The organism is Candidatus Tremblayella phenacoccinincola (assembly GCF_009805595.3).
Taxonomy (GTDB): Bacteria; Pseudomonadota; Gammaproteobacteria; order Burkholderiales; family Burkholderiaceae; genus Tremblaya; species Tremblaya phenacola_D.
In genome coordinates this window covers 46,177-66,942 of record NZ_VMQO03000001.1, presented here as the reverse complement: position 1 = coordinate 66,942, position 20,766 = coordinate 46,177, and the positions used below count along the sequence as shown (strand labels likewise).

18 protein-coding genes, 2 tRNA genes, 1 other RNA gene and 2 pseudogenes are annotated in these 20,766 nt (G+C 34.6%); 7 read left to right on the top strand and 16 right to left on the bottom strand.

The genetic code is table 11. The annotated features are described in order from the left end of the window. Positions 1-5 precede the first annotated feature (5 nt). Positions 6-728 (bottom strand): YebC/PmpR family DNA-binding transcriptional regulator, encoded by a 723-nt coding sequence (locus FKM95_RS00320; protein ID WP_159128878.1) that lies wholly within the window; start codon positions 726-728, stop codon positions 6-8. 69 nt (positions 729-797) lie between these two features. On the opposite strand from FKM95_RS00320, the gene argF reads away from it, so the two are divergent. Beyond that, entirely contained in the window at positions 798-1,802 is a 1,005-nt protein-coding gene (gene argF, locus FKM95_RS00315; RefSeq protein ID WP_159128879.1) for an ornithine carbamoyltransferase, read from the top strand. On the opposite strand, the gene cysK is transcribed toward argF, so the two are convergent. Beyond that, positions 1,799-2,740 carry a cysteine synthase A gene (cysK, locus tag FKM95_RS00310; protein ID WP_159128882.1) on the bottom strand — a complete coding sequence of 314 codons (942 nt, stop codon included), beginning with the start codon at positions 2,738-2,740 and terminating at the stop codon, positions 1,799-1,801. The genes argF and cysK overlap by 4 nt on opposite strands. Before the next feature lie 27 nt (positions 2,741-2,767). Next, a complete protein-coding gene (rpsT, locus tag FKM95_RS00305) occupies positions 2,768-3,031 on the bottom strand; it encodes a 30S ribosomal protein S20 (RefSeq protein WP_159128880.1) in 264 nt (87 codons plus the stop codon). A gap of 113 nt (positions 3,032-3,144) precedes the next feature. On the opposite strand from rpsT, the gene ileS reads away from it, so the two are divergent. Then, positions 3,145-6,048 carry an isoleucine--tRNA ligase gene (ileS, locus tag FKM95_RS00300; RefSeq protein ID WP_159128881.1) on the top strand — a complete coding sequence of 968 codons (2,904 nt, stop codon included), beginning with the start codon at positions 3,145-3,147 and terminating at the stop codon, positions 6,046-6,048. Between the two features lie 353 nt (positions 6,049-6,401). Here the strand turns inward: ileS and gltX are convergent, their stop codons facing one another. Beyond that, a complete protein-coding gene (gene gltX / locus FKM95_RS00295) occupies positions 6,402-7,814 on the bottom strand; it encodes a glutamate--tRNA ligase (RefSeq protein ID WP_206167463.1) in 1,413 nt (470 codons plus the stop codon). Positions 7,815-8,096: 282 nt separating this feature from the next. Between gltX and FKM95_RS00290 the strand changes: the two genes are divergently transcribed. Then, positions 8,097-8,170 (top strand) — tRNA-Asp (locus FKM95_RS00290). A gap of 2 nt (positions 8,171-8,172) precedes the next feature. Continuing rightward, positions 8,173-8,246 (top strand) — tRNA-Trp (locus FKM95_RS00285). A 219-nt stretch (positions 8,247-8,465) separates the two neighbouring features. Here the strand turns inward: FKM95_RS00285 and FKM95_RS00280 are convergent. The 5 genes from FKM95_RS00280 to aroC all read right to left on the bottom strand — a co-directional run bounded on the left by FKM95_RS00280 (position 8,466) and on the right by aroC (position 11,216). Then, positions 8,466-8,882 carry an SAM-dependent methyltransferase gene (locus FKM95_RS00280; RefSeq protein ID WP_206167462.1) on the bottom strand — a complete coding sequence of 139 codons (417 nt, stop codon included), beginning with the start codon at positions 8,880-8,882 and terminating at the stop codon, positions 8,466-8,468. Between the two features lie 28 nt (positions 8,883-8,910). Continuing rightward, complete coding sequence (gene rplT, locus FKM95_RS00275) at positions 8,911-9,270, bottom strand: 50S ribosomal protein L20 (protein ID WP_159128846.1); 360 nt, start codon at positions 9,268-9,270, stop codon at positions 8,911-8,913. An 11-nt stretch (positions 9,271-9,281) separates the two neighbouring features. Beyond that, entirely contained in the window at positions 9,282-9,482 is a 201-nt protein-coding gene (rpmI, locus tag FKM95_RS00270; protein ID WP_159128843.1) for a 50S ribosomal protein L35, read from the bottom strand. Continuing rightward, positions 9,475-9,999: a translation initiation factor IF-3 gene (infC, locus tag FKM95_RS00265; protein ID WP_226338818.1), complete on the bottom strand. Its 525-nt coding sequence runs from the start codon at positions 9,997-9,999 to the stop codon at positions 9,475-9,477. Before infC ends, rpmI begins: the two co-directional genes overlap by 8 nt. A 113-nt stretch (positions 10,000-10,112) precedes the next feature. Beyond that, positions 10,113-11,216, bottom strand: a complete 1,104-nt coding sequence (aroC, locus tag FKM95_RS00260) for a chorismate synthase (protein ID WP_159128842.1) — start codon at positions 11,214-11,216, stop codon at positions 10,113-10,115. Positions 11,217-11,586: 370 nt separating this feature from the next. On the opposite strand from aroC, the gene FKM95_RS00255 reads away from it, so the two are divergent. After that, positions 11,587-11,862 (top strand): oxidative damage protection protein, encoded by a 276-nt coding sequence (locus FKM95_RS00255; RefSeq protein ID WP_159128844.1) that lies wholly within the window; start codon positions 11,587-11,589, stop codon positions 11,860-11,862. Positions 11,863-11,946: 84 nt separating this feature from the next. Further along, positions 11,947-12,780 (top strand): methylenetetrahydrofolate reductase, encoded by an 834-nt coding sequence (locus FKM95_RS00250; RefSeq protein ID WP_159128841.1) that lies wholly within the window; start codon positions 11,947-11,949, stop codon positions 12,778-12,780. A 30-nt stretch (positions 12,781-12,810) separates the two neighbouring features. Here FKM95_RS00250 and rplS read toward each other — a convergent pair whose 3' ends face one another. From rplS to FKM95_RS00220, 6 genes and pseudogenes are all read right to left on the bottom strand, one after another. After that, positions 12,811-13,164 (bottom strand): 50S ribosomal protein L19, encoded by a 354-nt coding sequence (gene rplS / locus FKM95_RS00245; protein WP_159128840.1) that lies wholly within the window; start codon positions 13,162-13,164, stop codon positions 12,811-12,813. Next, positions 13,154-13,399, bottom strand: coding sequence for a 30S ribosomal protein S16 (gene rpsP, locus FKM95_RS00240; RefSeq protein ID WP_159128839.1), 246 nt, complete (start codon positions 13,397-13,399; stop codon positions 13,154-13,156). The genes rplS and rpsP overlap by 11 nt, the downstream gene beginning before the upstream one ends. A gap of 545 nt (positions 13,400-13,944) precedes the next feature. Then, positions 13,945-14,970 (bottom strand): annotated as a pseudogene (locus tag FKM95_RS00235) (S1 RNA-binding domain-containing protein); the annotation flags it as partial. 64 nt (positions 14,971-15,034) lie between these two features. Further along, a complete protein-coding gene (gene aroA / locus FKM95_RS00230) occupies positions 15,035-16,345 on the bottom strand; it encodes a 3-phosphoshikimate 1-carboxyvinyltransferase (protein WP_159128837.1) in 1,311 nt (436 codons plus the stop codon). A 5-nt stretch (positions 16,346-16,350) separates the two neighbouring features. Beyond that, complete coding sequence (locus FKM95_RS00225; protein ID WP_226338816.1) at positions 16,351-17,391, bottom strand: chorismate mutase; 1,041 nt, start codon at positions 17,389-17,391, stop codon at positions 16,351-16,353. 3 nt (positions 17,392-17,394) lie between these two features. After that, on the bottom strand, positions 17,395-18,198 hold the full coding sequence (locus FKM95_RS00220; RefSeq protein ID WP_159128835.1) for a DUF2059 domain-containing protein: 804 nt from the start codon (positions 18,196-18,198) through the stop codon (positions 17,395-17,397). Positions 18,199-18,341: 143 nt separating this feature from the next. On the opposite strand from FKM95_RS00220, the gene ssrA reads away from it, so the two are divergent. Further along, positions 18,342-18,635: a transfer-messenger RNA gene (gene ssrA, locus FKM95_RS00215) on the top strand. Positions 18,636-20,057: 1,422 nt separating this feature from the next. Here ssrA and dnaQ read toward each other — a convergent pair. Beyond that, positions 20,058-20,740, bottom strand: a pseudogene (dnaQ, locus tag FKM95_RS00210) (DNA polymerase III subunit epsilon). Between the last annotated feature and the right edge of the window lie 26 nt (positions 20,741-20,766).

Genomic DNA, 20,766 nt, shown 5'->3' with positions numbered 1-20,766 from the left:
CTTAGCTAGAACTTAGCATTATGAATTACTCTATATTGGGCTTTTATAATGTTCTTAATAAGAAATACCAACTTGGACTTATCTTCTTTATTTATTCTTATGTTAGCTAAGGGTGTTATTATTATATTTGATTCTAATATGCTAATCTTTTTAGCTTTTATATATTCTTTTGTTTTATTAAATAGCTTTAAGTTAGTATAGAATCCTATATGGGTTTTATATATTATAATATCTTCAGCTTTAGATTCTATTGCTATGGGTATTACTTCATGAATAGGTTTTAAGGGTAATGCTATTATTCCTTTATACAGATAATTATAGGTAGTAGCTAAAAGATCTCCTGCATAGTTTTCAGCATAGCTTTTATTATATGGTTTAGGTTCTTTAGTAGCTTTTTCATTATTATTGTAAGAGCATATTATTATTACAACTTTTCCTGGACCATAGTTTTCATAGACTGAGGCTTTTAGGTTCTTTAGTAGCTTTTCATTATAGATATTAGTATTACGTATTATAGTTTTAGCTATTGTTTTTTTTGGTATATTATTTGATACTGCTTTGTTTACTATTGTTTTTATTCTTTGATTATTGTTTATGGAAATTCCATTAGAACCATTAGAAACTTCATTAGCAAGCTCTTTTATTAACTTTGTAAACCTTTTTCCTTTTTTGATATCTTTTATAGCTTTTCGATGTTTGGTGTTAGACCATTTGCTATGACCTGCCATAAACCATTATTCCAACATATATATTAGCTGCTAAATAAACTATTCTTTTTGGGGGAGGGGGGGGAAACCATGTTTAGTTTAAAAGATAGCTGTTTATTAAAGCTAAGTGACTTATCTTTTTTAGAGTTAACTTATTTATTAAGGTTATCTTGTTATTTTAAAAAAGATAAAACCATAGTAAAAAGAGAAAAGCATCTCTATGATAAAAAGGTTGTTTTAATATTTGAAAAAGATTCTACTCGTACTCGATGTTCTTTTGAAGTAGCTTCTTTTGATTATGGTGCTAATATTACTTATTTAGGTCCTTTTGGAAATCAAATAGGACATAAAGAATCGATAAAAGACTCTGCTTGTTTTCTTAGTCGTATATATGATGCTATTGAATATCGAGGTCATAAACATAAAGCTATTAAAGTATTAGCTAAGCATTCTATAGTTCCTGTTTTAAATGGGTTAACTGATAGCTTTCACCCAACACAATTATTAGCAGACTTATTAACTATAAAAGAATATTATAACTATTATATCTATAGTAAAGTTAGACTCGTATATGTAGGTGATGTTCGTAATAATATATGTAGCTCTTTATTAGAAGCTTCATTATTAACTGGGTTAACTATATATTTATTATCTTTGAGAACTATTTGGCCCCTGAAGTCTTTTATATGCAAGTGCCAGTTACTTTCCCAAAAAGCTGGAGGTAATGTTTTACTTACAGAAGATTCTAGAGTAGGAATTAATAGCATTAACTTCATATATACTGATGTTTGGGTTTCTATGGGTGAAAGTAAAAGGTTATGGAAAAGAAGAGTATTTTATATACGTAACTATCAAGTTAATATATTGCTTTTATTAAGGACTAAAAACATTAACGTTAAGTTCTTACATTGCTTACCTGCTTTTCATGATAATAAAACTATTATAGGCAAACATATCCAAAATACATATAGCTTTATATATGGAATGGAGGTAACTAATGAAGCATTTTATTCTTTTTATAGCTTAGTATTTGGACAGGCTGAAAATAGATTGTATACTATTAAGTCTTTATTAGTTTCTATTGTTTTATATTAGTAGTTATTAAAAAGCTTTGTACTCATATATCTTTCTCCAGAAGATGGTAATATAATAATAGCTTTTCTTTTTATGGTTTGTTTATCATGTATTATTATTGCGGCTGCTGTTACAGCCCCTGATGAAATACCAGAGATTATTCCTTCTTTACTAATTAATAAACGGGTGTTAAATATAGCTTGTTTACCTGATACTTTAATTACTTTATTTATATAATGGATGTCTAGATTATTTGGATAAAACCCAGCACCTATTCCTTGTATTTCGTGTTGGTTAGGTTTAACTTGTTTATATGTTATTGTTTGACTTATTATTGGAGATTCTAATGGTTCTACAGCTACAATAGAAATAGCCTTTCCTTTTAGCTTTTTAAAATAGCGACTTATTCCGGTTATTGTGCCTCCAGTTCCTACTCCAGAAATAATGATATCTATTTTTCCCTTAGTGCTTTTCCATATTTCAAAGCCTGTTGTTGTTTCATGTGTTTTAAAGTTAGCTGGATTATTAAACTGATCTAATATCAAATATCTTTTTGGGTGTTTTTTAATAAGCTTTTTAGTTTTATTTATAGTGCCTTTCATTCCTTTTATGCCAGCTGTTAATATTAATTTAACACCTAATGACTTTAATAGCTTTTGTCTCTCTATGCTCATTGTTTCAGGCATTATTAGAACTAAGTCATAGTTGTATACAGCAGCTATATAGGCTAAAGCAATTCCAGTATTACCGCTAGTTGGTTCCATTATTTTGATAGGGCTTTTAAGAATATTATTTTGTTTTAGTTCTAAAAGCATATTCATTCCAATTCGGCACTTTATACTGAAGCTAGGGTTTTTTGATTCTATTTTAGCTAATATGGTTTTATCCCCTATATTATTTAGATATATTATAGGAGTATTTCCTATTGTTTTTGAACTGCTTTTGTATATGCTATACATTTCTTTTATAGACTGCGTTAACATAGGTTATATTAAGTTAATCTTTTTAGTTAACCTTGTTTTGCATCGAGCAGCTTTATTTTTATGAACTAAGCCTTTATTGGTTTGTCTATCAATAATAGACTGGGTTACAACATAAGTATCTTGTGCTTCTTTTATATTTCCTATTAGAACAGCAGCTTTAATCTTTTTTATTAAAATACGCAGTGTAGCTTTTCTACGGATATTATTTAAGTGTTGTCTTTTTGTTTTAGTTATTCTTTTATTTGTTGTTTTAGTAGTTACCAACATAGAGCTCCTTTTTGGGTTAGTTTATGTTATAGTTCTTAGAAACTGCAATAGGGGGTGCTTGTTATGTTATTTGTTATTTAATAAAACCATATATTATTATGTTTGTAAGTATTATGAACAACTATATAAATACTCTTAACTTAAACTTACCAACTACTAGGTTTCCGATGCGGGCTTGTTTAGTTGATGTTGAACCTAAAATGATTAGCCGTTGGTATAATGATAATATATATAAAGCTATTCGTTATTCTAAAAGACATAAAAAGGTTTATTATATACATGATGGACCCCCTTACGCAAATGGCCAAATACATATTGGACACGCTGTTAATAAAACCTTGAAAGACTTTATTATTAAATCAAAAGAGTTAATGGGGTATAACTGCATATTTATACCAGGGTGGGACTGTCATGGTTTACCTATAGAATTAAAACTTGAAAACATATTATATAAGCTAAACATAAACTATAATACTATCAGCTTTTATGTTTATTGTATAAAGTACGCATCAAAACAAGTGTTTATTCAAAAAGAATCCTTTATACGTTTAGGTATTATCTGTGACTGGGAAAGCCCGTATTTAACTATGAATAATGCTGTAAAATCTAATGCTATTCGCACTCTAAGTAAAATAGCTAATAAAGAATATATGTATAGAGATAATAAACCAGTTTATTGGTGCTTTAGCTGTCAGTCATCCTTAGCAGAGGCTGAAATAGAATATTGTAGTCATTTAGATATTTCTGTTTATTTTTTATTTAGGGTTATAGATACAAAAAAGATAGGTTCTATATTTGGTTTATATAAGCCTAAACAAAAACCTAACTCTAAATACTCTAAACATAACCATGTGTCTATTTCGTTAATAGTTTGGACAACCACTATTTGGAGCATACCAGCTAATCAAGCAATTGCTGTTAGTCCTAATATTGACTATCAGTTAATCAAAGCTGAAAATAGATATTATATACTAGCTTCTTGTTTAGTAATTAGTATCATGAAAAAGATGAACATAGTTAGTTGGGAATTAATAAGTAATGTAAAAGGTAAGCATTTAGAATCTATAAGAACTTATCATCCAATCAAAAGCTTTTATGTTCCAGTTGTTCTTAGTGAACACGTAACAACTACTGTTGGCACAGGTTTAGTTCATATCGCGTCTGCTCATGGTTTAGAAGACTATTATATAGGAAAAAGATATAGGTTTAATATTCTAAACCTAATTAGTGAGCAAGGCAGTTATTTAATAGATAATTGCTTAATAGATAGCTGCTATATATTACATGGTTTATCTATATGTGAAGCTAAACCTAATGCTAAGTCTAAGCCTAGTTCTAAACCTAATGCTAATAATAATATAATTGCTTTATTAGTATATAGTAATTCCTTATTATATTTAGAAACTATAACACATGATTATCCTTATTGTTGGCGTCATAAAAAGGCTGTGATATATCGAACTACCCCTCAATGGTTTATTAAGACAAATAGTATTAACTTAGTAAAAAGAAATATGCATAGTATTAAAAACATTATTTGGTTTCCTAAATGGGGTCAAGAACGAATGGAAGCTATGATAATAAACCGACCAGATTGGTGTATTTCTAGACAGCGTATTTGGGGAGTTCCTATCTCTTTATATACGCATATTAAAACAAATGAGGTTCATCCTCGTACTTCTGAACTATTAGAAAAAGCAGCTAACTTAGTTGATCTATATGGTATTGAAGCTTGGTATAATCTTGATAGGCTTTTAGGAAATAACATACTTCCACTTCCAACTATAAAACAATATAGCAAATGCAGTTCTATATTAGACGTATGGTTTGAATCTGGAACTGCTTACTTTTATATGCTTGGAATGTTAAGTATCAAGTTTGATATTAAAAAGCCTGACTTATGTTTAGAGGGTTCTGATCAATATCGAGGTTGGTTTATGGCTCTTTTAATATTATCTAATATAATAAATGAAGAATTACCATATCGAGAAATATTAACGCATGGTTTTGTTGTAGATGTTGATGGGTTTAAAATGTCTAAGTCTATTGGAAATGTTATTAACCCATTGAATCTAATTGAAACCTATGGAGCTGATGTATTTCGTATTTGGGTAGCTTTAAATGATTTTACTAAAGAGATTCAGTTTTCTGAAGAAACTATTAAACGCTCTTCTGATATCTATCGACGTATTCGAAATACTATTAGGTTTTTATTAGCTAATCTAAATGGGTTTCATCCAAACCACAATAGTATCTCTTTTAAAAGTATGTTAGCTTTGGATAAATGGATAATAAGCTGTTCATATGTTCTTCAAAAAGATATTATAGATGCTTTTAATAGATATCAGTTTCATATTGTTATTAAACGAATTATGCAGTTTTGTTCAGTAGAGTTAGGATCTTTTTATTTAGATGTTGTTAAAGATCGTAATTACACATCGAATGTTAAAAGTATTGCACAAAGAAGCTGTCAGTCCACTTTATATCATATTTTAGAAGCAATGGTTCTTTGGGTTTCTCCTATAGTTTCTTTTACTGCTAATGAGATATGGGGTTATTTGTCTGGGGAAAGAGCTAAATATGTGTATGCTGAAGAGTGGTACAACTCCTTATCTTTTGCTAGCTTAAATATGGATAAGGCTTATTGGTATATGATGATGCAAGTTCGAAGTGAAGTTAACAAAGCTATTGAGTTAGAGCGATTACGGGGGTTTATTGGTAGTTCTTTAGAAGTATGTGGGGTTCTGTATGTAGACGATGGGTTAGCTTTCAAGTTACTGAAGTTAGGAAATGAGTTATCTTTTTTGATGTTGGTTTCTGAAGTAGAAATATTAAGTTATAATGAAGCTGACGTAACAGCAATACAAAGTAACCTTTTTGAGTATTTAAAAGTCTCTATTAAGAAAGCTAGTGGAATAAGATGTTCTAGGTGTTGGCATTATACTACAGGTTCTAAGATATGTGATAGGTGTGTCTCTAATATTATTGGTACTGGAGAAGTGCGTATGCTTATTTAGTAGTTAATATATTGTGGGGGGAGGGGAATAAATGGTCTCTCTTGATAGGCTAGCGTCTCCAGCGAAACCTTTCTAGGATTCTATTGGGGTACCATGTAGTAGGAGCTCGAGCTCTATTTAACATTGTTACTGGTTTGACATCTGCTAAAGAGAATAGAGAATAGAGAATAGAGAATAGAGAAGAGAGAAGCATATGTATATTAACACTTTCATATGTATTGGCGTTTGGGGTTTATCTGTTACCTGCTTTTGACTAGCTGTTTCTAATCTATTTTGTTATAGTATGTAATTATGTTATAGTTCTAGTTGAAACCCCTATTATGTCTGAAAGAAGTTAATAGCTAACAACTGTTTCAATAGTTATATTTAAGCATTGTAATTACCTTTTTTATACGTTTTAGTAGAGACTCTTTATTAAATATGTTTATGACTTGAGTTATTCCTGGTGATACAGCTTTTCCTAATAAGCCTATTCTTAATAGCATAGCTATATTACAGACAGCTATATTTAGGCTTATTGATATCTTTTGTATTATTTCAGTTATCATATTTATGGACCAGCTTTTTGTTATTGATATTTCTTTATATATGGCTTCTACGATATCTAAAACAGAAGCAGCTTCTATATAGTTTATATAGGTTTCATTAGAACTACTAGAATCTATATAGAATTGGTAGAAGCTTTCTGTTATTAGGTTTAATGTATTACATCTAGTTTTATATAGTCTTATTAGGCTTTTTAGTATAGAACCATATTTAATATTAGGTTTGTATTTGCTTTTGTTCAAGCTTACATATAGATATTCGATAATATACTTATCTGAAGTGTTTTTAATATATTGTTGATTTACCCATAGTAGCTTTTCATAGTCAAACTTACTTGCAGACTTTCTAATGGACTTAGTATTGAATATAGCTTTTAGTTCGTTAATGTTAATTAGTTCTTTATTGCCGTATGTCCATCCTAGCTTAACAATATAATTTATTATTGCTTCTGGTAAAAACCCATTATGTTTGTATTCTAATACGTTTGTAGCTTGTTCCCTTTTAGATAGCTTTTTCCCAGAATTACCTAATATTATTGGCACATGCGTATATATTGGAATCGGTGAGTTAAGGGCTTTTAGTATGTTTATTTGACGGGGCGTATTGTTAATATGTTCTTCTCCTCTAACTATGTGTGTTATCTCCATGTCTAAGTCATCTACTACCACGCATAGGTTATATGTAGGTAGGCCATTAGTTCGTTTTATTATAAGATCATCTAACTCTTCGTTTCTAAAAGAAATAGAACCGCGTATATTATCATAAAAAGAGGTAGTTCCATTTATTGGGTTTTTAAACCTTATAACATATTCTTTTGAGTCATTATAGTATACATATTTATTACGACAATGGCCATCATATTTTGGTTTTATTCCTTGAGCTAATTGAGACTTACGTAGACTTTCTAGTCTTTCTTTTGTACAGTAGCATTTGTAAGCTAAGTTAGCATTTATCAATTTAGAGACATATTCATTATATCTGTTTAGTCTTTTTGTTTGTATGTATGGACCTTCATCCCAATCTAAACTTAACCATTTCATTACAGCAGCTATTGAGTCAATGTATTTGGAATTTGAACGTGAAGAGTCAGTATCTTCTATTCTTAAAATAAGCTTTCCTTTTTTACTACGAGTATATAGCCAGGAATATAAGGCAGTTCTTATTCCCCCAATGTGAACATATCCAGTAGGACTTGGGGCAAAGCGAGTTATTATTTTCATAGGCATTATGGGTTTATTAGATTAGTTTTTCTTTAAGGAACTACAAGAGGTTTAGCTATGTGGGGGTAGTATTGTATATGTGGGTGGTTGGTAGGAGGAGTAGCCTTTCCTAGAACTGGTAATAGCTTGTCCTGCTAACCATTCTAGAATCCAACCAGCCTTCTAGAAAAAGCATTCTTCTTAACAACAATATAATACCAGTTAGAACCACATAATAGATTCTGCTTAATTCGGTTTATAAACTAGTCCTTTGACTAGAGTAAGAAACTGCTTAAGTCTATAGGTGCGGTAGTTCAGTTGGTTAGAATATCGGTTTGTCACGCCGAAGGTGGCGAGTTCGAAACTCGCCCGCACCGCAAGGGATATAACTCAACTTGGCAGAGTACTGGTCTCCAAAACCAGCTGTTGGGAGTTCGAGACTCTCTATCCCTGCTTTCCTAATTATAATGCAATAGACTTATGGTTAGCTATATTTCGTTATGAACCTATAATCGGTTTTTAAGGAGTTGTTAAAGTATTCAAACATTATGTTTAGCTTTTCTTTGAAGCGGCCGTCCCATAAAGACATTCTAGCTCTTTTCCTTTTTAGGTGTTAGCTGTTAGAGAAGGGGGGGGGGATTGTTATAGGTTTAGAAGGGACTTATGCTCTTATTAATTGAATGTAGTAATATCTCTATATAGCTTTATTATATTTCCTATTATCAATATAGAGGGTGTTGTATTATTATTTGATAAGCTTTCTATGCTTTTTATGTTGCTTATTATTATCTTTTGGTTTTTATTAGTGCTTGATGTAATTATTGCTATTGGAGTTTTATTTGAGAAGCTACTTTTTAATAGCTTTTCTTTTAGCTTAGTTATATTACTTGCATACATATACATTATTATTGTTTGCTTTTTATTTAGTTCTAGATTCCAGTTAGGTTTGTTTTTATAGGATATAGACCCTGTTGTAAAAGCTATATTATTAGAGTAGTTTCTATGAGTTAATGGTATTCCTATGGTAGAACCTATTGCTGTTGTTATACCAGGTATTATTTGGAATGCTAAGCAATATATATAATACAAATACTACTAGCTCTCGCTTAAAAGGATTCTAAAGCCTAACTGAGTTAAAAACGCTTCCAACTATCCCTTTAAATATGCTACTGTCGTATTCGATAAGACCTGAAAGATGTTTTCTGTTAACTTCAATTCCGTTGAGTCTTAGTTGCTTCATTAGCGTACTGTAGTTTATACCATATTTACGGCTTGCTATATTGATATGCATAATCCACAAAGACCTAAAGCTTCTTTTCCTCTTTTTGCGATCAATGTATGAATATTGCTGAGACTTCATTACTGCCTGTTTAGCAACTCGATATACATTCTTTCTCCTACTCCTAAATCCTTTAGCTAACCTAACAAGTCTCTTGTGTCTACTACGGGAAGTTACCCCTCTTTTTACTCTGGTCAAAGTAGCCTCCATTATTGCCACAACATGCGTCTAATCCTTTCGGAGTCTGATATATGAACATAGGAGCCCTGGTGTAATCTCCTTTTGTTCTTAGATCGCTTCTTGGTTAACAAATGGTTTCTAAAAGCCTTACGTTTCTTTATACATCCGGTTTTATTACACTTGAAGCGTTTGGCTGCGCTTCTGTTGGGTTTGGGTTTCGTTTTATGCATTCCACTTTTGTTGTTTAGGCTTTCTTTGTTTTAATGTTGTTAGGAACATTGATATGCATTTGTCTTCCTTTCTTTTAGAGTGTTCAACTGTACAGAGGCCTGAAAGATCGGTTTGGACTTCTTTGAGAATCTCAAAGCCCATGTTTTTAAAGCATATCTCTCGTCCTTTGAATTTAACAATGACCTTAACTTTGTTTCCTTTCTCTAAGAAACTGACTAACTGACGCATTTTAATTCTGTAGTCCTTCTTGCCAATATTAGGAGTAAGTTTAACTTCTTTTGTTTGCATGGTCTTTTGCTTAGCCTTATCTTTTTGTTTTTTCTTTGAAGATCTATATTTGAACTTACCGTGATCCATTAGGCAGCAAGCTGGAGGAAAGCTGTTAGGTGATGTCTCAATAAGATCTGTTTTTAAGCTTTTGGATATGCTTAAGGCTTCTTCTAAATTCATAGTTCCTAATAGTTCTTTGTTTAGTCCAATTATTCTTACTTTGGGGTTTGAGGCTTCACCATTAATTCGTTTAGTTGAAGTTATGCTTATGGTTATGTTTATGGTTATGTTTATGCTGCCCCCTCTATTTAAAAGTTAGTTAGAGTGACCTTAACATTCTTTGATATGAGTTGTGAGAGTTAGTACAAATAGGCCTTTGGATGCACAAGGTGACAGTTGCTATTTTGGTAATCTTCACTAAAATGGGTTTGTAGTATAAAGTCCATGATAATTACGGACACAATTGCCTCTGCGACTGGAACTGCTCTTATTCCAATACATGGATCATGCCTTCCTTTAGTTCTTACATATGTTGGCCTATTGCTGTCACTTACAGATCGTTTGAACAAGGAAATGCTAGACGTTGGTTTTATAGCTATGAAAACTATTACATCACTTCCTGTTGAAATTCCTCCTAATATGCCGCCTGAATGATTACTTAAAAAACCATCTGGAGTTAAAGCGTCGTTTAGATCTAAACCAGTTTTTGATGAACTCAGGTAACCTGAACCTATTTCTACGTCCTTAACGGCATTAAGACTCATTAAACCACATGCTATGCTAGCATCTAACTTATTAAAAAGCGGCTCCCCTATTCCAATTGGTATCTTGGTCATTATTAAAGCTAGACGGGAGCCTACAGAGTTACCAGCTTTGATCAGAAGACGCAGTTGTTTGGTCAAGGTATTTATGATGCTAATGTTAGGACTAAAAAAGCAGTTGTTATTAACGTATGTCCAATGGATAAAAGGTATTTTTATTTCCTTCAACTCACTGAGATATCCTTTAACCTGAGAACCATGTTTAAGCCTTAGCCACTTCTTAGAAACAGCACCGCCTGCAACAACAGCAGCTGTTACTCTAGCCGACGCTCTTCCACCGCCTCTATAGTCTCTATTTCTATATTTCTGTGCATATGTATAGTCCGCGTGGCCTGGTCTGAATGTTTCTTTAAGGTTGAAGTAATCATTGCTCCTGCAGTCAGTGTTTTCGATTACCAATGTTATAGGACTGCCAGTTGTTTTGTTGTTAAAAACTCCTGATAGAATCTTAACAAGGTCTTTTTCCGATCTTTGTGAAACGTACGCTGACTTGCCTGGTTTCCTACGTTCCAATTCTTGTTGTACCTCATTATTGTATAAAGGCAAACTAGAAGGACAGCCATCAACTAAACAGCCTACAATGCAACCATGAGACTCTCCAAATATGGAAATGGAAACCAGCTTGCCAAATGAGTTATTCATAGTCTCTATGTGTATATATATAAGGACCACTATGAACTACATTTCAGTTAAAATGCAAATGAACCACAAACCACTATAGAAACCCCCAAATGCTTGACTATTCTGATTCTAAGAAAGGAGCTGCTTCAATAGTGAATAGTGTGTTTAAACTAACCATAGACACAGAGGCTGTTGAAGTATGGGTGTGGTTGTATGGAAGTATAAGTATGGTGGTATGATGGAAGGGAAGATGAATGATGTTATATGGATATATATGGAATGATATATGGATATATAGAATGTTATACACACCGTCCGTCTCAACGGAAACTCAATGGAACCTTTCCTAGCAGCCGTATTCAACTACAAAGAACTAACAAATATATACTAACTGTATAAGCGTAGAGTATTTTGTGTTAAAGTTGGTGCTGTGTTGGATGGGTTTGATATTCCTCCTTTTTCTAATAAGCTTGGGGTTAAAATATATAAGAATGTGTCTAAGAAAGCTTGGAACGACTGGCTAAGAAAACAAACAACACTCATTAACGAATATAGACTGAATCTATCAAACCCAAAAGTTAGATGGTTTCTCTATGAACAGCTGAATGTTTACCTTTTTAAAAACCCTGTATACTTAGGAGCATGCAGTAGAAAAACAGTTTCTTAGACCTGATGTTTCCTTGTATTGAACACCTGTAGTTCATCGATGGTTCAAACCCAGACAGGTGCTATATGCTTTTGTTAGAAGTTAATGAAGAACTTACCTAACATTTCTTTTGAGTTCTCACCTCCGAAAACGTACTATGGCTTCTTAAAGCTGTTGCAAGTACAGAGGGAGTTGGCTTGTGTTTTACCAAAGTTTGTCTCAATAACCTATAGTCGTAGCAGCTTTAAAAGAAACCAATTGGATCTGATAGTAAGTATGAGGCGGTTCTTTAATTCGGTTGTCCCGCATATGCTTTGCTCTTCTCCAAAACAAGAGCTTTTGAAAGAGCTAAGCTTTTACAAAGAAGTTGGTATTAGACATATTATAGTTTTAAAGGGTGATACCCCAGGTTTGAAAGAAGACTCGTTCTCAACAGATGCTAGCGATTTAGTTAGGCTGATTCGTTGCGAGTATGGAGAGTTCTTCTATATTGACGTAGCCGCTTATCCAGAGGGACACCCTGGCAACCCGTCTATTCTAAAAGATATTAAAAGCTTTGTAAGAAAGGTTGAGTCTGGCGCAGATTCAGCAATTACCCAATATTTCTATAACGTAGACTCATATTACAAGCTGTTGGAGGATGTTTATAAGTTAGGCGTTAAAACCCCGATCACCCCAGGCATAATGCCAATTATTAGTTATGAAAAGCTGTTATACTTTTCGGAGCTATGTGGTGCAGATATTCCATATTGGATAATCAAAAGGTTAAAAGCACTGAAGGACAGAAACTGTTCAGTTCTTGAGTTTGGAGTTGAAGTTATCCTAAAGCTATGTGAGAGCTTAATAAGTCTTGGGGTATCAGATCTTCATATATACACTTTAAACGAATGCTCAATCGTGAAAGCAATATGTAAACACCTAGGATGTATCCAAACCTGATAACATTCTTGGGTTACTCTTAAAGAAGAATTACTTCTTAAACTTCATTGATTTACCAACTTTCGAACGTAAGTAATATAGCTTCGAACGCTTAGCATTACCGAGTTTCTTTACTGTGACTTTTGATATTAGAGGCGAATGTAGCTGGAATGTGCGCTCTATTCCAAACCCAGAAGAAGCTTTTCGCACGATGAATGAAGAGTTGAAACTACGGTTTCTTTTTGCAATAACTATACCCTCAAAGGTCTGGTTTTTCTTTTTGTCTGTTTGGTTAAGCGTTTCTATTATGATGAAATCTCCAACACTAAACTTAAAGTTATTCCAGTTGGAAGTAGGAGATATTTCTCTTTCCACTTCCTCTATTGTGTACCGGCTAAACCCCATGCTTAACTCTCAGCTTTTTAATTACTTTCAAAACTGCACATGAAGCTAAAGCGCCATTAGAGATCCAGAAGTCAAACCTTTCATTAGCAACCATAATAATATCTTTGTTTAGAGGATCATAAAAGCCTATCTTTTCAATAAACCTCCCATCTCGCTTGCTTCTAGAGTCTGCAACTACGATATTGTAAAACGGTCTGTTCCTTGCGCCTCTCCTGGTAAAACGAATAGTTAACATGTAGTTCTCCTTTAATTATGTTTCTGTTTTTGGGACTTAGTATGTAGAATTCGTAACAAAACAGTAGCAAGAGCTTTTTTAAGTTGTGGTTTGTTAGTGGAAATCATGCATACAGAATGTAACGACCTGTTTATGTTTAATGTTGAAAATACTTTCTGCTTTATATGTTCTGGTCTTTTGAATTGCTGCATATTTCCAGGCATTGACCTATCTAAGTTTTCATTCTTGAATACATAGCCAGCTTTACATTCGATATATCTAAAGAACCTGTCATTGAATATGTTACTTGAGATTAATGAGACCTTACTGTAGTTATTATCGATGTTTACAACAGTGGCTTCTAATACGTCGCCATTGCTAAAATAGTTAGAAAGCTTCTTTCTTACGAACCTGGGTAAATAGATCAGGCCACTAACTGACATTGGTAAGCCTACATATATTCCAAGATCCACGAAGGACCTAATAATGATACCTAGCCTGTCGTTCTTTCTGAAAAGCTTTGAGAATACTAACCACGGGTTATATATGCATTGTTTCATTCCTAAGCTGATGCGCCGTCTGGTTTTGGAGATGTCTATGATTGAAACGTTAACAGATTGACCTATCTTTAGTAGTTTGTTTGGTAAGATATTTTTATTCTTCCAATTCATTTCAGAGATATGAACTAAACCTTCAATACCGGGTTCTATCTCTACAAACGCTCCGTAATCCGCAATGTTTGTAATTTTTCCTCTTACCTTATGGCCTGGTGGATAACGTTCTATAACACCATCCCAAGGATCGCTATGTAATTGTTTTAAGCCAAGAGAAACACGCTTTTTGATTCTATCGAACTTAAGCACTTTTACAGTAACAAAATCTCCTAAGGACAGGACGTTACTAGGATGCTTGATACGTCGCCAAGAGATATCAGTTATATGCAACAAGCCATCTAAACCTCCTAAGTCTATGAAAGCTCCGTAGTCTGTAATATTTTTAACGGTACCTCTCACCACCACGTCTTCTTTCAATGAGGAAAACAGCTTCTTACGTTTTTCAAGTTGGTAAGATTCCAGAACAGATCTTCTAGACAGAACAATGTTGTTTCGCTTCTTATCTAATTTGATAACGTGAAACTTAAACCTCTTGCCTTCATACTTCTCAGCATCCTTCACTGGTTTTAAATCAATTAGAGAACCAGGTAGAAAGGCAGCCAAACCATTAACTACCACAGTCATTCCTCCTTTCACTCTGTTAACAATATTTCCAACAACATATTCTTTATGGTTTAAGGACTTTTCTAATGCTACCCAGGAAGTTAGCTTCTTTGCCTTGATTCTAGATAGTGAAATGTTACCGTCATCTGATTCAAGATCTTCAAAATATACTGGAACAAGAGCGCCAACTTTAACCTCTAATTCGTTGGCATAGTTAAGGAACTCTTCAATTGGAATGCATGTGTCAGATTTAAGACCAGCTCTAACAGCTACAAACCTGTTATTGATGGCTATGACTGTCGCAGATATAATAGACCCGGAACTGACATCATAGTACTTGTAATATTCTTGAAGCAAGTTTAGTAGCTCATTCATAGTGTGGGGGGTGTTTTATTGGTTGTCTAAAACCATAATGCTTTAATGCAACCTAGCTTTGGCCTTAACCAGCTAAGCTATTGTATACGTAAAAGTAGCTAGGGAAGGTTTTGTTTATGCATTGATGATTCATTATTCTAACGTTAACTCCTTGCGAACTGATAACAGCGAAACACATTGCTATACGATGATCTCCATATGTTTTCACGTTGATGGTGCTTTCTTTGTTTAATTGATTGGTGGGTGAGGAATACGCAGAGATGAAATCAATTCCACATTCAACTACTACTCCAAGCTTTCTTAACTCCATAGACATTGCCAACATTCTATCAGTTTCCTTAAACCTCCAGCTTCTTATACCGCTTAGTTTAACACTACAGGTAGTTATTAACGTTACGATAAGAAGAACCATTGAAACGTCAGGTATTGAATGACAGGCTATACTCAATGGAAGTAACTTTCTTGCTTGTTTAAAAATACTGACGTCAGTTCTTGTCACCAGAAAGCTGCATCCCATCCTTTTTAAGATACACACTAAGAAGATGTCACCTTGAATATTATAGAGACAAATACTAAGAAGCTTCAGGTTACTTCGGTTTACCAATCCCAAAATGAGGTAGTATGAAGCTGATGATAAATCCATTTCTATACAGAATGAAGGACCTTTGTATCGTTTAGTTATAATGCATGTTGAGAAAGACTTCCACCCATATCTATGAACTATCATACCAAGACTTTCCAATAAAAGCAGCGTCATATTTACGTACGGTTTAGAAGTAACTATGCTATGTATTAACAAGGTAACTCTTTTGCCGAGCTTACTTTTGTACATGGACAGAGTCATTAAGAGAGCTGTTATATATTGACTCGATGTACTTCCATCAAGCAACACTCTGATAGAATCTTTCACCGTTGCTAAAGGTCGAATAAACAACGGTAAACAGGAAGGCCTGAACAAGTGCTTAATGTTGGAACCTATAGTTCTTAAACTTAACAGCATATCTTGAAACGGTCTTTCATGCATTCTTTGCAACCCGTATAGAAAGTAATTGCCTTGGTAACCAGAAAGAATAGCACTTAGACATCTTGCTGACGTTCCTGAGTTACCTAGAAATATCTCACTATGCTTACTTGATAGTAGTGTTAGCTTATGGATAGACCATTCTGGCTGTCTACGCTGAACTCTTGCTCCAAATATATTTATAGCATTTATCATTACGTTGGTATCTTCAGACTTTAGAAGGTTCTTGAGTTGGGTTTTTGTGGGTGTTAAAGAAGATAGGAGCAGTATTCTATTAGATACACTTTTGGAACCAGGAGCTTGTCTTGTTGCACCATAAATTCTACTTGAAGGTTTTGTTAGTATAGATTTCAAATATATTAACTGTTGGTGTAAAAGCCTACCTTCTTACTAATAGATATCATTCTTAAAGGTTTGGAAGACAGATTATCATTTCGTTTACATAATAAAAGTAACAGCCTTTTGTATATGATTACACCACAGTCCAACAGCTCAACATTTTGTTTTATTACAGCTAACAGAAGTAACAGCAGATCCCTACAGTTTTTATTGCTATGTGTTAAAAGGATGTAGCGTACTTTCTTGCTTTTATACATGCGTATAGCTTTATGTTGTAGTTCCAGAAAAGACGTTCTGTTATTCCAGCGATCTTGAACTGGTTCTAAGCTTTCAATACTATACTTAGAGGAAATGCTTCTACCAGAAATGGACAACATACTTTTACATATACAGCTTACTTTTGCAGCCTTTGAAGTACTCATTATTGTATACATAGTATGCTTATTTCTACCGTTCCATTGCTTTGATTGATTGTATGCATGGACTTGAGTAACAGCCAGCATATACTTATTGGAAGGACTTAACACTAAATGTTGGTATATACGATGACTTATGTAGTTCTGGAAATGTATGTTATGGTTGTTCATCGTGGATAGAGCTGTATGCAGCAAGCCACTACAGTTGTTTCTGAAAGGCAAACTGGTGTTCAGGCTACTATATATAATAAACGGTGTCTCAGCTATCAAGGAGAATGGAAAGCTCACCGTTGGTTTATCGAAACACTTAGCTATTACAGTGTGTGTGTGACTTCCTGGTGAACCGTAAAAAGAAGTAACAGAGTGTCCTTCGTTTCTTTTGCTTATGCTGATAATTCTTTTCCATGTATCTCTAAGATCTTTAACCTTCAATATATTGGCTGACTTACAACTGTTAATCAGATTACTTATTACTTGCCTTTCCCGAGAAGAGTTTGTTATCGGAGAGCTCAATGTTATTTTAATTCTACCAACTTTTGAAGCTACCTTAATGCGAGCTTCCAATAGTTTAACTAGTATTTTGTCCACCAGGTCTATGCGATAGCGAAGGTAACGTAAGTGAATGTTGGTGTTGCAGGCTTGCATTCTTTATTCGATGGTGTTTAATAAGTTCCTCACTTCTTTTTCAACTTCGGTTCGAACATTCCTTAATACTTCCGAAGCATATTTTCTCAGCAGCTCTTCCATTATATCATGACCAACTTGAGGCTGTACGGCTAGGTATTTTCTACCTACGCTGCTTTTGTAAAATGTGGTCAGGTCTTTTATTTCTTCAATGGTGTAATATTTGGAGAAGGCAGAACTTTGTGCACTAACTGCATTGTTCCAGAAGTCTGGAGTCTTTAAGGATTCTATTGATTTGTTACATATATCTTTCTCACAATACTTTTGCAGTGTTTGCATGAGTCTGTCCCTTTGAGTGAAGCTTACTTGCTTTTCAGATAAGAAGTCAGACTCAACTATTGGGATTAGCTGTTTGATTTGGGTAATGATGTTGTGCATTATTGAATATATAGCTTTCGGTAAGTCCAAGTTATCCAACAGCTCTCGGATAGCAGCACGTTTGTCAGTGGATATTAGCTGATCTGTTTCACTGGGTCCGATGACTGAGTCTACAACAGAGTTTATCCAATCATTCTCATTACTATGTTCTTTTGGAGCAACGGTTGTTAATTGGTTGGTCCTAGCTTCTGTATTGCTTGTGGTTGTGGTTGGAAAAGCTTTGGAGTATTCGTAGTTATATTGAACCATATCAAACCTCTCGTTGTCGATAGTGCATGCTTCTGAAGAATCCAATGTAAAAGCCTGGAACACTAAAACTGCTATTGAAGTAACAAGTAACAACACCTTACAGCTTAGGTTACTTATCCATATTAGTATTTTGTTGTTCATATATCTGTTGTGGTTGTTTGATCCATTGGGTTAACGGTTGTTGCTGTTGTTGGAAAAGCTGGTTCATTTTAGGTTTCATATGTACTAATCCTATAGAGTTAAGAAGTTAATAGAAGTTGAGTTGCTGTAGTAAGGTAAGTCTGGGGGATGTCAAAGGCTTCGACAAAAGCTAAAGAAAGGTTAGTGCATGCGTATGGTTCCAACTTCGGGGGATCAAAGTGTTCCTTAAGAAAAAGAAGAAACACGCAAATGCAAACAAGAAGAGGTTTAAGTTAACATCTAATGACAGTTGTTACACATTAGAACAAAGAATCAGACTCTAAAGTTTCTTCTTTAATATATGCGTAGTGTATTGGAAAAGCTAGTGTAAGATTAAGCATGTAGAACTAACCGAGCTTTACTTTTGGACGTGGGTTCGATTCCCACCATCTCCACATCAGTCTGTCTCAACAGAGTTAAGGTAAGCTAGTGGGGGGGGGAGGATGTGTTGAGGCAGGGAGGCTATACTAAAAGCCAATGTTAGCTGGTGTTGCTAGATGCTTTACCAAACAGATGTCCACAGAGAATTACCAACAGAACTACAATGAACTTGTTTATCTTTATCATAGTTCAAGCCTCCAGTTGGAGATAAGCTATGTTCCTTTTTGTTTTGTTATCCAGAGTCGGATTTGAATCGATATGTTTAAAATACTGAAAGCTGAGCTTTGGGAAACCCCGAGGAAACCAGCTTCTCCATCTGGACTACAAGGAATTATGTGTTGGTAGTTTATATGGTTTGTCCATAGAGAGGAAGGTAGGAGGGGTGGTATTAGGAAAGGGGAGGGGTGGTATTAGGAAAGGTATTGAGAAGGGAAAAGGATAGGAATAAGGTAAGGTAAGGTGGTATAGGAAGGGTATTGAGAAGGGAAAAGGGGGGAGGGGAATAAGAATAGGAAGGGAAAAGGGGGTGTGTGGGTTGTGTGGGGTTTCATGGGGGTTAGAGAGGAGAAGTAGAGGTATAGAAGTAGAAGTAGAAGTAGAAGTAGAAGTAGATGTAGATGTAGTGTAGGTGTATTGTAGGTGTAGTGTAGGTGTATTGTAGTGTAGATGTAGGTGTATATAGAGAGGTGTGTGTGTGGGGAGGATGTGGGGGGAAATGTGTGATGGTGATAGTAATAGTAATAGTAATAGTAATAGTAATAGTGAAAGGGAAAGGGTATAGGGAAAGGGTATAGGGAAAGGGTATAGGGAAAGGGAAGGGAAGAGAAGGAGGAGGTAGGAGGAGGGGTAGGAGAGAGGGGTTTTATATATGTGTGGGGTTTTATATATGTGTGTGTGTGTGTGTGTGAGAGAGAGTACAGTAGCTTCTTCGACTGCCTTCCACCCCAAGCTTCTCCATCGGGTGCACAGTAGTCTTGTCAGGCTGAGATGTTCTTTCCTACTGTCAGCCTGTTCTAGCATAGAAAAAGGGGATCTCTTCCAACCCAACTCAACTCAACTCCAACTCCAACTCCAACTCCAACCCCAATGAAAGTATTCACCTGAACTACCAATACCTAAACCACCACTAAAGAAATACTTCCACTAACCCCCCTTCCCCCCAGACTTTCCCCCCAACCATCTCCCAAAAGAGTTTAGAAAGCAACTCCTTCCCCTTCCTACCTTCCTTTCACAGATCTCCCCCCTTTCTCCTTTCTTCTTCAACCTTCTTCTTCAACCTTCTTCTTCACACACACTCTTCCTCCTCTCATCCCTTCCTACCTTTATCTTCCCAACCACACACACAAACAACACACCATCCTCTCGAGAACCTACCTAACCTAAACCTAATCCTTTTAGATGCCTTCAGCTATTGGTTAGCTATATGCTTTTGGTTCCAACTACCAAATGCAACAACCAACCGTAAGTCTATTTATTTCGTTAAGGATGTTCTGATGTAACTGCAGTTCACTGTTACTAACCTCTATAAGAGCTAAACATTTACAAAGAGACGTACGATCAACAGGAACACTCCCATCTCTAAACCCTGCTGTTGCTGCTTTGAGTTTATTCAATGCTATAAAGACATCTGCTAAAAGCTTTGCATCTATCAGAGCTCCATGCTTTATTCTTTTGGCTCTTGGAATCTTGAACCTATCACACAAATAGTCTAAAGAACTACGCTTATTAGGTAATAATATCTTAGCTATTGTGAGAGTATCTATTATTCCTAAGATGAACCGAGCAGTTGGCAGATAGCCTATACTGACTAACTCTTTGTCTATGAAGTTAACATCGAATGAAGCATTGTGGGCTACTATTACTGCTCCGTATATAAAAGCAAAAACCTATCAGCTACCTCCTTAAACCTAGGTTGTTTTCTAAGAAAGGAATCTTTCAAGCCGTGTATTTTAAAAGCTTCAGGAGTATTTGAATAGCCTGGGTTAATGTAACTATGAAAATAGTTTCCAGTGACTGAACCTTCCATTACCTCTACGCATCCTAACTCTACAATTCTATCGGACAGCACATTTAAACCTGTAGTCTCAGAATCTAATATAACATACCTAACTTTTGAAATCATAGTTGCCTCCAGTATGGATGGTTTAT